Below are 11,823 nucleotides of genomic sequence, written 5' to 3' on the forward strand. Positions count from 1 at the left end.
TCATCAGTACAAGGTCTGAAGTTTATAATGTAACCAATCTGCCGCAATCCACAGCTAGAGGCGCATGAGAATCGAACTGCCGTTACAGCGGCGGTGCGAATCAAGGATCAGGACGGCACAATCCAGAGTGCCGAACATCAATATGGGGCGCTTCCAGATGTCGAACTATCGTTACGAGACCAAGATACTTGCAGGTCACTACTCCCTCCGCACGCTTGTCGCCGCGCTCATGCTGGGAGGCGCCTGGATTGCCAGCGCGCCTGCACATGCCCAGGCTGGCGAGGATGCAGGCGATGAAATCATCGTCACGGCCCAGAAGCGGGAGCAGACGTTGCTGGAAGTTCCCGCGGCCGTGCTAACGCTGAGTGGCGATCAATTACGCAAGGATGGCGTGAAGGACTTTCTCGACCTTGCCCAGCATACGCCGGGTGTGATTGTGTCGAACACCCTGGTCGGTGGCCGTACCGTGCAGAACTTCACCATTCGTGGCATCGGTTATGATGATTTCCGCCCCAATGGCAATCCTTCCGCGGCCGTGCACTTCGATGGCATCTACCAGGGTTCCTCCGCGCTGATCGGCGGCCAGATGTTCGACGTGCAGCGCGTCGAGATACTGAAGGGGCCGCAGGGCACGCTCTACGGCCGGAACACGACAGCCGGCGCCGTCAACGTCATCTCCAACAAGCCCAGCGACACGCTGGAAGGCCGCGCCGAAGCGAGCTACTCCAGCTTCGACAGCCGCCGCTTGGAAGCTGCCGTCAACGTGCCTCTCGCCCAAAATGTCGCCCTTCGCGTATCGGGGCTCTACGACCATACCGACGGCTATCAGACGCGGCTGGGCGCAGGGCGCTATGCTGGCACCACGCCCAATCCGATCATTCCGGTAGTCACCGATCCGGGTTACAGCGACAAGGTAGGGGGCTCGACCTTCTACGGTGGCCGCGCGCTCCTCTCCATCGGCAAGGGCACCGGCACCGAATTGCTGTTAAACCTGCACGGGTTCCAGGAAAAGGGCGGCCAGCCGCTGGCCGAGGCAACGGATGGCAGCACGCCCCGCTACAGTTTTTACGGCAATATCGATTCGAAGCGCGCCCGCAAGAATTGGGGCGCTTCTGCGACCCTTTCGCAGGATATAGGCGACACCATGGTGCTGACCGTGCTGGGCGGCTACGAATGGATGAAGAACGATTACGACTGGGACGACGGCACGCCCCAGCGCACATATGATATCCTTTACCGGGACAAGCTGCAGCAGGGATCGGTCGAGGCCCGCCTTCAGAACAAGACGGCCGGCAATTTCAACTGGACCGTCGGCGCCGCCTATTTCCGGGACAAGATCGACCTCTACAGCGACCTGGACGGGTCGGACACCTTCCGCACCAAATTCGCAGCGAACTATATCCAGAACCGGAACAGCCTGGCCGGCTTCGCGGACGTGGACTTTCTGGTCCTGCCTCGCCTGCGTGCCGACCTCGGCATGCGTTACACGCGAGAGGAAGCGACCTTCCAGGGTTATACTCGTGATCTCGACCCCTATGGTCTTTCGATCGGCAAGCTCGTGTTTCCGGGCCTCGACGTGAATTTCGACAATCGCATGGTCAAGTCCAGCCCATTGGGCCGCGCCTCGCTGACATATGAAGTCAGTGACAGCACCCGCATCTATGGATCGTTCGGCCGCGGTTTTCGTGCCGGTGGCTTCGATGGCACGACGATCTGGTCCGCCCCGGAAGCCGAAGCGTTCAAGCCGGAAACCGTATGGGCCTATGAGGGCGGTATCAAGTTTATGCCGCGCGGTGGACCGGTCCAGATCGAAGTTGCCGGTTTCTACTACGACTTCTCGAACATCCAGGCGAGTACGTCGAAACAATATGGCACGTCAGGTGCCTTCACCAGCGTGCGGACCAACGTCGGCAAGGCGCGTTCGTTCGGCGGCGAAGCGTCGATTACCGCCCATCCGGTCAAGCCCATGACGATCAATGTCGGCGTCGCCTTGTTGTCGACAAAGATTCTCGACATCGAATCCGCCAGTGCGGCCGAGGTCGCACGTCGTCTCGGCAATGAACTGCCGCAGGCGCCGAAGATGACGCTGAACGGCTCGATCAGCTATGACTTCCAGGTTTCCGACCGGCTGACCATCACGCCGCAGGTGGATGCGCGCTATGTCAGCAAATATTACACCGAACTGGATAACTATCAGAGCATCGGTGATTACACGCTCGTCAATGCTCGAATCGGGTTCGAGATCGATAAGCGCTATACGATCGCCGGTTTCGTGCGGAACCTGACCGATGCCTATTATGCCTTTGGCCTGGGTGGCGCGTCGGCGAGCAGCAAGACGCAGTTGAGCGCACCGCCGCGCACTTGGGGCGTGTCTGCGGGTATGCGTTTCTGATGGCCGCGCTCAATCGGCGCATGCTACTGACCGGATCGGCGATGGGCAGCCTGCTGCTCGTCGCCGGCACGGCGCACGCACGTACAGCGCCACTCTTTCAGCACGGGGTCGCCAGTGGCGATCCCGCCGCGGACAGCATATTGCTGTGGACTCGCATCACTACGCCAGATGCGGCACCGCTCTCCGGCAGATGGATCATTGCAGAAGACGCTGACTTTTTACGAACGGTCGCGCATGGCCCGTTCGTGGCATCGGCGGCCCGTGATCATTGCGTGAAGGTCGTGGCATCCGGCCTGAAGCCGGGCCACACCTATCATTATCGGTTCGAGGCGGCGGGTCAGCGCTCGCCTGCCGGCATGACGCGCACGCTCGAGATCGGTGCGCTCGACCGGCTCGACATCGTCCTGACCTGTTGCAACATGTACATGTTTGGCGAATTTCACGGCTATCGCGCGATCGCTGATCGTCTGAAATTGGACCTGGTCCTGTTCGTAGGGGACTATATCTATGAATATGGGGCCAATTCCTTCCCCGGCCTGCATGATATCCGCGCGATCGAGCCGGCACATGATACGGTCAATCTGGCCGACTATCGCGCCCGCTACGCCCAGGCGCGCCGCGATCCCGCGCTACAGGACGCCCATGCCCGCGCACCCTGGATCTGCATGTGGGACGATCATGAGATCGCCAATGACGACTGGGTCCATGGCGCACAGCATCATGACCCGGCCAAGAATGGCGACTGGGAGGCGCGCAAGGAGGCAGCCATCAGCGCCTATCTGGATTGGATGCCGATCCGCGATCCGGCGCCAGGCCATCCCTATGCCATCGAGCGCAGCTTCCTTCTGGGCGATCTGGCCACGCTGGTGCTGCCCGAAACCCGGTTGCAGGCGCGGGACCGTCAACTGACACTGACTGAAGACATGACCTATCATGTGATCGATGGACGCGATCCCGCCGCGCCCAAGGTCGTGAACGATCCGGCGCTTGACCGCCGAAACCTGCCCCAGGGCTATCGACTGGAACCGGACATCGCGGCCTTCCGCGCAAAGCTGGCCGATCCCGCGCGCCAAATGATCGGGACACGGCAGATGGACTGGTTGCGACAGGAAGCCCATGCACACACAGCATCGGGTCGCCCCTGGTTCCTGCTGGGCAGCGCCACCATCTTGTCGAGCTATGTCTATCCGGACCTGACCAAGCTGGGCAACGGGCCGGCGGCCATGGCGCCATTCTACGCCATGACGCGCTATGGCCTGCCGATGTTGAACCTAGACAGTTGGGACGGCTATCCGGCCGAGCGTGCGCGCGTTTACGACATCATCGAACAGAGCGGTGCCAACATGCTGGTCCTGTCAGGTGACAGCCATATGGCGTGGATCAACGAGCTCCATAAGGGGGATCGCCGGCTGGGACTGGAAGTGTCTGCGTCGACCATTACGGGGCCGTCTATCGGTGAACTGATGTTGCCGGACGGCCCCGTGAACGAAGCGTTCGCGCGGGATAATCGTGACGTGCTTTGGTGCGATACGCATGCCATCGGTTTCGTCGCCGTCACCTTGACGGCCGACAGCGTCGATGCCGTTTTCGTGCGTGTCGTAAACCCTCGAGAGGCCGTGGGACGGACGGAGATATCCCGCACTGCCCATGCCCGGATCAGCGACGGTCATCTCAGTGGCTGGACCATGGCGGGCTAACGGCGACGCTGCTGCCCGCTTGTGCCGGACTTAGGCCGGGCGGGCAGCAGTTTTTCGACCTTGGTGGAACATGAGGATGGCAAGGCCCACCATCGCCGCAAAGCAGGACGGCAACGCATAAGTCAGTGTGATCACCCGTCGCCCGGCTAGGCTTACGGGGTGGTCAGGTAGGAAGCCATACCCGGCAACGGCGCCCATGCCAGCGCAACACCAATGGCCGCCGCGACCTTCGTGGCGAAATTGAACAGTGCGTAATGGGTGGCTGCGAGTCCTTCCCCGGTCTGCGCCGCTCTCACACCGACATGTTGCGCCAACATTGCGCGAAGCAGGAGATAGCAGCAATGCCCCACTAGCGGAAGTCACGCGGCCTGATCTTGATGCCTTCGGTCGGCTGCCCAGGGATGATGCCCGATCATAGCCGCAGATCGGGGATGTAGATGTCGCGCGGTGTCCGGCCTAGCGCGCGCTCAGCCGGACCGCGACGATCGGGCGCCATGGAGTTGCGCACCACGTCCGCGCGGGCGACCTGATAGACGCTGGCGACGTCCTCCCGCCGGCCAACGCTGGCGACCCTGCCCACGACACCCACATTGGGGACGTCAGTCACGGCCGAGTTCGTCCGGTGGGAGCAGGGGAAGGGCACGCGCCGGCTTGTCGTCGAATGGAAGCGGCATTCGCCGCGCCGCCACGAGTGGGAGGCTTGGAGCGAGCCGGTCGCTAAGGTTCACAGGAAGCGTCTCGACGGCTCGGGCGGCATCGTGAGCCGCAGCGTCGCTCTGAAGGGGCTCGAGGACTATTTCGCCTAACGGCTTCGAAGACGTTGGGGGAGAAGATATCCGCCGATAGCGTCGGCGGTGCTGATCGGCGTCAGTCCGAGCTGGCTGCTGATTCCCGCCTGCCGATCGGACCGGCACTTGCCGCAATATGCCGCGTCGGCCACGACGCCTTGCGCAGGACGCCAGTGGCGGCCGCAATGGCGGCACGTCGGCAGACTTACGGTCAGTATGGCCGATTTCCGGCTCATTGGGGGGTCGACTTGTACCTTCAGCCGGTGAACAAACCGTGAATCAATGTGACGTCGATGTCAAGCCTGCCTGTAGGCAGGTACGACCACACATCCTCTTCCATCCCCGGGCGCCTGTCACTCCGCAGTCTACTTGGATTTGGGCGACATCTGCTCGTCGAGACCCTTTACTCGACAGCAGCGAGCGGACGGTCTCCATGTCGATCGTCGCGTCACACACCGCGCCCCACTTGTCGAATCCGAAGACGTATGCAGGCAGTAGGATTCTGTCCCGTCCCATCGCGGACGGACCAGCAAATGCTCACGGAGCATCCGCGGTCGGCATTGTTCCACCGCGAAGGAGCAGCCAGGCCTCGACCGGCTGCCACATGGTGAAGGAGTGGGCCGGCGGCCCGCTTTTCTTGAAGCGCCGTCTCCTCGGCATCTGACAGGATTCAGACATCATGAACACGCGAAGCACGTGCGGCTGTCAGGCCGCCACGAAGAATGACGGCTGTCATCTCGTCCGCCCGCTCGACCTCGATACCGGCTGGACTGACGAAGGTGAAGGTCCTGCGGCCGGCACGGCGGTGGTCCTCGAGGTGAAGACAGGGAGGCGCGTGGCATCGATGGCCATGTCCTGCGCTATCTGCTGATGCAGGCCGGCTACCATCATGATCGACACCGCCCGGGCGCTGCCGTCGCTGCGATCATCCAGATGCTGCGTCACCGCGACCGGAACGGGCGCACCGTCTTGTCGGAGATGCTGGGCACGCACGGCCGCCCATCGTGAGCCGCTGCCTGCGCTGCCGCGGACCACCATCGCGCTGCACCCCCTTTTTCCCGAACAGCAGTAGATCGCTCATGACCAGCTTGCTTGCCGGCTCCAGCCGGTACATTCCGACGATGGGCGGGACCGACGACGTCGGCCTCCGCACCGTCCAGATCCTTCGCCGGCTCGAAGACGGTGTCCATCCCGTCGTCTGGCAGGTGTGCTTCGACACCCAGAAGGCTGCGGCCCACCTCTACACATGGATCCGCTCGAAGCCGGAGAGCTGGGAGCTCTGGGGTCGGATCGCCCTCCGTCTCGGCGCGGACGCGGTCCATTCGCTCATCCTTGCAGGCGCCATCGCGGAGGATCGGGAGCGGATGGTGGTCGAGCGCGAGCGCGGGAAGCAGGAGCGGCGTCTTGCGCAGACGATCGACCTCTATCTCTTCACGCCGTCCGGCAAGCGCCCCTATCTCGGGCTCGAGCGGGGCAACGATTGCACCCCGTTCTTTATCATGAAGTTCGACGAGAAGTGGGAGTGCGACCGGGTCTCCGACTGGCTCGCATATAACAAGCATCGTTTCGCCGAAATGGAGCGGATGTTCCACGAACTCGGCCAGCACGCGCTCGAACGCCACATCCTCGACGGGATGCGTGCCACCGAAAAGGAAGTGAAGGCGCCGGGAGAAGCCGATCGCGGGTGACGGCCCCTCAGGTTCTGGATGGGTGAATGAGCGGCAGCGCGCTCGTGCCGGTCGACACGGAGATCGATCATGCCCTCACCGCGCCCCGCGTCAATCCTTCCCTAATCTTCGCCCGGAGCTTCTCCAGCCGGCCGGTCCCGCTCGGTACCGATGTTACGCTCGACTTGCGAGGCGGCGATCGCCTCGGGTCGACCGGCATCATGTAGGATCTGGACTTGGACTGGGAGCCCGAGTTCATGCGGTCCGTCTCTGACGCCTGCGCGGAGCAGCGGATCCGCGGCCGCAACTGGTTCACGATGCCGGCCGTGCTGCTAGGCGGGGAGAGCGGCGCAGGACGAACCCATGTCGCACGCCGGCTCGCCCGCGCCGCCGGCGTGCCGCACATCACCTTCGACGCGTCCACGGACATGTTCGTCGGCCACCATGCCCGGCCGGACGTGGCGCTTCCGCTCCCGATCATGAGCGCGATGGTGGCCAGCGGCTGCGCCAACCCGGTCGTGTCGCTCACAGGGATCGAGAAGGCCAGCGACGACATGATCGAGGTCGTGTCGCGCCTGGTGGACGCATCGTCGAATGTGGCCGTCCCTGACGCGTCCATCGCCACGGTCATCGACTACGGCGCCGTGACATGGATCGTACAGTCGCGCGATACGGAAGCCGTCCCGGATGGTCTTGCCTATCGGCTGCGGCGCATCGATCTTCGAGGCGCCAGCTGGGAGCAGATCGATCTGCGCGTCATCGACATGCTCGCCTCGATTTTGCGATGTGGCGGTTGCGGCCCGCCGCAGACTGGCCGGACAGGCCTGAGATCGGTACCGTGATTCGCGGGCAATCGAACCGCGGGACTTCTCGCGATCCAGAGCATGACGGGCAGTCGGGCAGCGGATCGGCAAGTATCGTGATGGACCACCTCGCTCTGCGCATTGCCGACCGGTCGGCGCACATGGTGATGCGCTTTGGCGCGCTGGCGGTTCACACGTCCGATTCCGGAGGTCGGATAGTCGTGCCGTGATCGACGGCCTGTTCGAGCGCAAGGGGCTGATCGGCTCTTGGTTGGATCGAATTCTGCGGCATCCGGTGGCCGCTGGCCGACCCTACCGCATCATATCCGTGCGAGCGACGTTGTCCGGCCGCGTGACCGTCGTCGAGTTCAGTGCTGCTCCGGCCGAGTGGTGAGTCCCCTGGGCAAGGCCGTGGGAGCCGATATTCTGATTGATCGCTTTGAGGGCCGCCGGGAAACCGGCGGCCTTTTCATTGCCAACGTCACAAAAAAGGGCAGAAATCAGCCAATGACAGAATCAGGTTGGCTGAATGTCACTGTAAGGGTGTGCCAGTGCATCGGCAAAACTGGTGGGCGATGACGGACTCGAACCGCCGACATTCTCGGTGTAAACGAGACGCTCTACCAACTGAGCTAATCGCCCCACGCAGGGATTTCCGGCGCTTCTACCGAATTTTGGCGTTCGGTCAAGGGTACGTTTACGGAACGTAGCGGCAACAAGCGGAACAGAATGGACCTGAGAGTCCCGGAATAGTCCCGGAGCCGCAAACGCCTCCATTTGACCGTTGCGTCACCGGGGTTTCGACCCGATGAACAGAGTAGGGCCGTCTAAAATTGTGATATTGAAGCCAAGCCCTCCGGGGAGGGGTGCTTCCTTGAAGGGGATGTGGCTTTCCTTCAAAATCGATGAAATCACCGCTTTCGCCGGGTGCTGAGCATCTACAATGACGCCCATTGCCAACATGTTCGGCAGCTTTTCGGCACCCATGCCAACCCGCCACCCGGCCTGATCAAACGCCTTCGCAAATTGAAGTGCGAGTGCCAGCGCTTCCGGGTCACCATCTGTATAGCGCAAGTTGAGGGACTGGGGGATTTTTGAAGCTTGGTTGATGACTATCGCTTGCGAGGCCTTCGGAAGTTCGCGCCATGCTATCGCCTGACGCAGCCGTTCAGCGCTCAACTTCGCTTCTTCGGCCTCTCTTTCAAATTGGGCCGCCCGCGCCTGCTGCTCAGCAATTGCGGCGTGTGCCTTTGCTAGGCCTGCGTCCGCTTCAGCCACCCGCGCAAGTGCGTCCTTACCGCGAGTGTCCGCGTCGGCGATCCGCCTGATTGATATCGCTTCCTTTTCATCCGATGCTTGGCTCGACAGAAACGATGACAGGTAGCCTGTCACCACTGCAATGCCTCCTGCAATCGCCGTAATCCATAACAGTAGATCGCTCAGTGACTGCTTTGCGGCAGTCGACAACGTCAGCATGCGCCCCCTTAAGCCACCTCTACATGGCCGCGCGTACCGAACCTCCTTGGCTTACATGGCAGCGAAGGTGGAACGATACGCGCTGGCACAGTAGCATTGCGACGGCCATCTATCCTTTATTCCTATATAGGCGGCAGGGCTACTTAGTAAGTCGGGAGGGAGCGGGAAAAAGCAATCTGTATAACTTCCATGAAAATTCAACAGGTTACGAGTAACATTACCTATAATCTTTCTATAACCAGATTATACCTTCTAGGAGTGATTTTCCGGCCCAGAAAAGTCTTTAATTTTCAAAGGGATTATAGTTTTGCCCCCTCAGAGGTCGCAGAAGATTATAGGGTAAGGCCAATCCCAGAAACCGCAGGAATTCGCCATTTTTTTGCGGATGATCGGTACAGATTGGCGAGATTACCTTTTCTCCGATTTCATTCCGCTGCCAGCGTTGATTGGCGGTTGAATTTGGCGCTGACGAACTCAATTATGCGAGCAGCAGGAGGACACCGATGGATAAACCACTTGATGACGCTACCGACGACTATGTAAATCGCCTTGCAAGCGATGAGGCGCTGCTGTCTGCGGAGGACGTCGCTCGACGCGCAAAAGAAAAGGCCAATCGCACTCTTGACATTGTGAACGCGGAAAAGACGAAAGTTTTCTTTGATAATGTTAGTAGCAGGGTCACGAGGCTTAATGCACGCTTGAATGGTAAGATCACAATTACCAAAGTCGGTGAAGGCGGTCGAGGAACGGCGATATTTTTGTCCCTCAAAGTTTAGGCTACTCAGCTGCTAGCGATACTTTTAAGACCGGTTTGCTGCCGCTTCAGATTACGTCACACCCTCCAACGACACGGTGGAAGCATATATAACGTTAATGGACGCCAGCCTATCGCATCGAACGATCAGCGCCTCAAGTTTCAGTTTGGCCGATGATGAGTGGATTGACGGGGCTCTAGCAGCATGGCTTGCAACTGCGGCCTTTTAACCGCCCGACCGCATCAAAACGCATCAGCGCACGTCACTAGATAATCGTTGACCGGTGTCGTGTACGACGACTCTTTGGATGTTTTCGATAGTGCATCAAAAGGGACATAAAAAGCGCGCGGGCGAGGCGGGGGGAAAAGCGAGTTTTCAGGGGTGATGTCCCGATTTCTTCGATCCGAGAGCATCAGAGCGATGCGGGCGCGCAAAGCATAGAATATGAACTCGGGCTACCGCGCTTGAACCTGTTGCTACAGGCGCAATTGCCTATTAGCCATGGAGGCATGTCGATTGCGTGAGGGATGAGATGCGGACGATCGAAGGTAAGGATGCCTGGGCCAATGTCGCGAAAAATCGCTTTTCGCAATGGGATAAAGATATTGAGCGATTTAATAGTGCGCCCTTGAGCATCCATCATGAGCCGAAATTTCTAATCGACGATGACAGTACATTCTTTTGTATCGGGTCATGCTTCGCAAGAAATATCGAGGAGCATTTGATTTACAGGGGACGCAAAGTTCTCTCGAAGCGACTGATCGCGCCAAAAAGCGAGGCTCCTGCTCGGCCCAACGGGATGGTCAACAAGTTCACCAGCATGTCTGTCTTCAATGAGCTACGTTGGGTTCTAGAGAAGCCGATCGTCGATGAACGCCTGTTCGAAGAGATAGGATCTAGCTGGCAGGATTTGCAGCTCGGTCCCGGAATACCCCTCGTTACGCTGGAGCGTGCTATCGAAAGACGTCATTACCTTATCGATTCGTACTTCTCACGTGTGGCACAGGCATCCGTAGTTATAATCACTCTTGGATTAAATGAGGTTTGGTTCGACAATCGCTCTGGTTGCTATCTGAATAGCGCTCCATCCTACGCTTCTACCAGACGCGACGACGGGCGCTATTCTCTGGTAGTAACGGACGTCGTGCAAAATCTGGAAGAACTAGAGCGTATTAGGGCTACGCTAAGGGTGCTAAATCCAGAAGCGAAAATGATCGTCACAGTGTCACCTGTACCGATGGCAGCAACTTTTACTGGCGTAGATGTTGCAATTGCTAATACACGATCAAAAAGCGTGCTACGCGTAGCTGCCGAGCAATTTGCGCAAGCTCACGATAACGTCGATTATTTCCCAAGTTATGATATCGTAACCTTAGCTCCGAGGAGTATTGCTTACGGCGTTGATTGCCTTCACGTAGCAGATTCAGTCGTTGGCAGAATAATGAAAATGTTTCTTGCAAGCTATGTCGGTGTCCAGGGCGACCCACCCGCCTTCACAGAGATCGGCTATCTAGCGGCAAACCCTGATGTCGAAGAGGCCGTTCGCAGCGGCATCGTGGAATCCGGCTACGAGCACTGGATTCATCATGGACAGGCGGAACGGCGGCTGCTCACGCCGACGGGTGGGCCGACCGACCTCATGATTGCCGCAGGCGCTGTATAAGATCGCCGGTCTATACAAATTTAATTTGCCTGCAGCATCTGTTTGTCTGGCTCGTAATGATTTTCAGAGGCGGCCCGCGTGGTGCGGACCGCCTTTGGCATGCGACAATGTCAGTCGCTATCAGCTAGGTAAGAGGAAGTTGCTCACGATCAGTTCGCTCACCGCCTTCGGATTGCCTGCCCCCGCTGTCTATGTCGTCGGCACCTCGGCGACATGGAAAGCAGCGAAGGTCGCGCGCGCGCCCGGTGTGGAATTGATGGTCAGCAAAAACTTGCCGCTGATGCCCGCCAACTGGTCGGCCAGATGGGCGAAGTCGTCACGCGAAAAGACATCCTGACCATAGTCCCGCTCGCACCCCCAATAGGGCGGGTCGAGATAGAAAAGCGCGCATGGCCTGTCATAGCGCCGGATGAATTCGGCATAACCCAGCTGCTCGATAACGACGCCCGCTAATCGTTCATGTATTTCCGCCAGCATCGGTTCCAGCTTTGCAACGTTGAAACGCGTCCCGGCCTGCCGATCGACGCCGAACCCCCGGCCTGCCACCTTACCGCCAAAAGCGAGCCGTTGCAGTGAGGTGGT

General features: G+C 59.6%; 14 protein-coding genes and 1 tRNA gene. 10 read left to right on the forward strand and 5 right to left on the reverse strand.

What is annotated here, in order from left to right; all coding sequences use genetic code 11:
• The first annotated feature begins 127 nt into the window (after positions 1–127).
• Complete coding sequence (locus AC07UX_RS19760; RefSeq protein ID WP_495193681.1) at positions 128–2,392, forward strand: TonB-dependent receptor; 2,265 nt, start codon at positions 128–130, stop codon at positions 2,390–2,392.
• A complete protein-coding gene (locus AC07UX_RS19765; RefSeq protein WP_495193682.1) occupies positions 2,392–4,089 on the forward strand; it encodes an alkaline phosphatase D family protein in 1,698 nt (565 codons plus the stop codon). The genes AC07UX_RS19760 and AC07UX_RS19765 overlap by 1 nt, the downstream gene beginning before the upstream one ends.
• Before the next feature lie 152 nt (positions 4,090–4,241).
• Here AC07UX_RS19765 and AC07UX_RS19770 read toward each other — a convergent pair whose 3' ends face one another.
• Together AC07UX_RS19770 and AC07UX_RS19775 are read right to left on the reverse strand one after the other, a co-directional pair.
• Positions 4,242–4,406 (reverse strand): hypothetical protein, encoded by a 165-nt coding sequence (locus tag AC07UX_RS19770; RefSeq protein WP_495193683.1) that lies wholly within the window; start codon positions 4,404–4,406, stop codon positions 4,242–4,244.
• A 95-nt stretch (positions 4,407–4,501) separates the two neighbouring features.
• A complete protein-coding gene (locus tag AC07UX_RS19775; RefSeq protein WP_495193684.1) occupies positions 4,502–4,696 on the reverse strand; it encodes a hypothetical protein in 195 nt (64 codons plus the stop codon).
• 860 nt (positions 4,697–5,556) lie between these two features.
• Between AC07UX_RS19775 and AC07UX_RS19780 the strand changes: the two genes are divergently transcribed.
• From AC07UX_RS19780 to AC07UX_RS19805, 6 genes are all read left to right on the forward strand, one after another.
• A complete protein-coding gene (locus AC07UX_RS19780; protein ID WP_495193685.1) occupies positions 5,557–5,748 on the forward strand; it encodes a hypothetical protein in 192 nt (63 codons plus the stop codon).
• Entirely contained in the window at positions 5,748–5,885 is a 138-nt protein-coding gene (locus AC07UX_RS19785; RefSeq protein ID WP_495193686.1) for a hypothetical protein, read from the forward strand. Before AC07UX_RS19780 ends, AC07UX_RS19785 begins: the two co-directional genes overlap by 1 nt.
• Before the next feature lie 71 nt (positions 5,886–5,956).
• Positions 5,957–6,565: a hypothetical protein gene (locus tag AC07UX_RS19790; RefSeq protein WP_495193687.1), complete on the forward strand. Its 609-nt coding sequence runs from the start codon at positions 5,957–5,959 to the stop codon at positions 6,563–6,565.
• 26 nt (positions 6,566–6,591) lie between these two features.
• A complete protein-coding gene (locus tag AC07UX_RS19795; protein WP_495193688.1) occupies positions 6,592–6,771 on the forward strand; it encodes a hypothetical protein in 180 nt (59 codons plus the stop codon).
• Positions 6,772–6,780: 9 nt separating this feature from the next.
• Positions 6,781–7,386: a hypothetical protein gene (locus AC07UX_RS19800; protein WP_495193689.1), complete on the forward strand. Its 606-nt coding sequence runs from the start codon at positions 6,781–6,783 to the stop codon at positions 7,384–7,386.
• Positions 7,387–7,573: 187 nt separating this feature from the next.
• Positions 7,574–7,741 carry a hypothetical protein gene (locus tag AC07UX_RS19805; protein ID WP_495193690.1) on the forward strand — a complete coding sequence of 56 codons (168 nt, stop codon included), beginning with the start codon at positions 7,574–7,576 and terminating at the stop codon, positions 7,739–7,741.
• A 172-nt stretch (positions 7,742–7,913) separates the two neighbouring features.
• Here AC07UX_RS19805 and AC07UX_RS19810 read toward each other — a convergent pair.
• A tRNA-Val gene (locus AC07UX_RS19810) sits at positions 7,914–7,989 on the reverse strand.
• 147 nt (positions 7,990–8,136) lie between these two features.
• Complete coding sequence (locus AC07UX_RS19815; RefSeq protein WP_495193691.1) at positions 8,137–8,823, reverse strand: hypothetical protein; 687 nt, start codon at positions 8,821–8,823, stop codon at positions 8,137–8,139.
• Between the two features lie 503 nt (positions 8,824–9,326).
• Between AC07UX_RS19815 and AC07UX_RS19820 the strand changes: the two genes are divergently transcribed.
• Together AC07UX_RS19820 and AC07UX_RS19825 are read left to right on the forward strand one after the other, a co-directional pair.
• Positions 9,327–9,599 carry a hypothetical protein gene (locus tag AC07UX_RS19820; RefSeq protein WP_495193692.1) on the forward strand — a complete coding sequence of 91 codons (273 nt, stop codon included), beginning with the start codon at positions 9,327–9,329 and terminating at the stop codon, positions 9,597–9,599.
• A 511-nt stretch (positions 9,600–10,110) separates the two neighbouring features.
• The gene (locus tag AC07UX_RS19825) at positions 10,111–11,241 is read left to right on the forward strand and encodes a GSCFA domain-containing protein (RefSeq protein WP_495193693.1); all 1,131 of its coding nucleotides are present in this window, start codon (positions 10,111–10,113) and stop codon (positions 11,239–11,241) included.
• Between the two features lie 189 nt (positions 11,242–11,430).
• Here the strand turns inward: AC07UX_RS19825 and AC07UX_RS19830 are convergent.
• Positions 11,431–11,823 (reverse strand): DNA adenine methylase (locus AC07UX_RS19830; protein ID WP_495193694.1); only part of this gene is annotated, 393 nt, incomplete at its 5' end.

This window comes from Sphingobium sp. GW821-FHT02B05, assembly GCF_059421905.1.

Excerpts from the sequence above, each read along its gene's own strand:
- AC07UX_RS19825 (WP_495193693.1), top strand. The coding sequence starts at position 10,111 with ATGCGGACGATCGAAGGTAAGGATGCCTGGGCCAATGTCGCGAAAAAT.
- AC07UX_RS19770 (WP_495193683.1), bottom strand. The coding sequence starts at position 4,406 with ATGTTGGCGCAACATGTCGGTGTGAGAGCGGCGCAGACCGGGGAAGGA.
- AC07UX_RS19765 (WP_495193682.1), top strand. The coding sequence starts at position 2,392 with ATGGCCGCGCTCAATCGGCGCATGCTACTGACCGGATCGGCGATGGGC.
- AC07UX_RS19790 (WP_495193687.1), top strand. The coding sequence starts at position 5,957 with ATGACCAGCTTGCTTGCCGGCTCCAGCCGGTACATTCCGACGATGGGC.
- AC07UX_RS19820 (WP_495193692.1), top strand. The coding sequence starts at position 9,327 with ATGGATAAACCACTTGATGACGCTACCGACGACTATGTAAATCGCCTT.
- AC07UX_RS19785 (WP_495193686.1), top strand. The coding sequence starts at position 5,748 with ATGCAGGCCGGCTACCATCATGATCGACACCGCCCGGGCGCTGCCGTC.
- AC07UX_RS19795 (WP_495193688.1), top strand. The coding sequence starts at position 6,592 with ATGAGCGGCAGCGCGCTCGTGCCGGTCGACACGGAGATCGATCATGCC.
- AC07UX_RS19815 (WP_495193691.1), bottom strand. The coding sequence starts at position 8,823 with ATGCTGACGTTGTCGACTGCCGCAAAGCAGTCACTGAGCGATCTACTG.
- AC07UX_RS19780 (WP_495193685.1), top strand. The coding sequence starts at position 5,557 with ATGAACACGCGAAGCACGTGCGGCTGTCAGGCCGCCACGAAGAATGAC.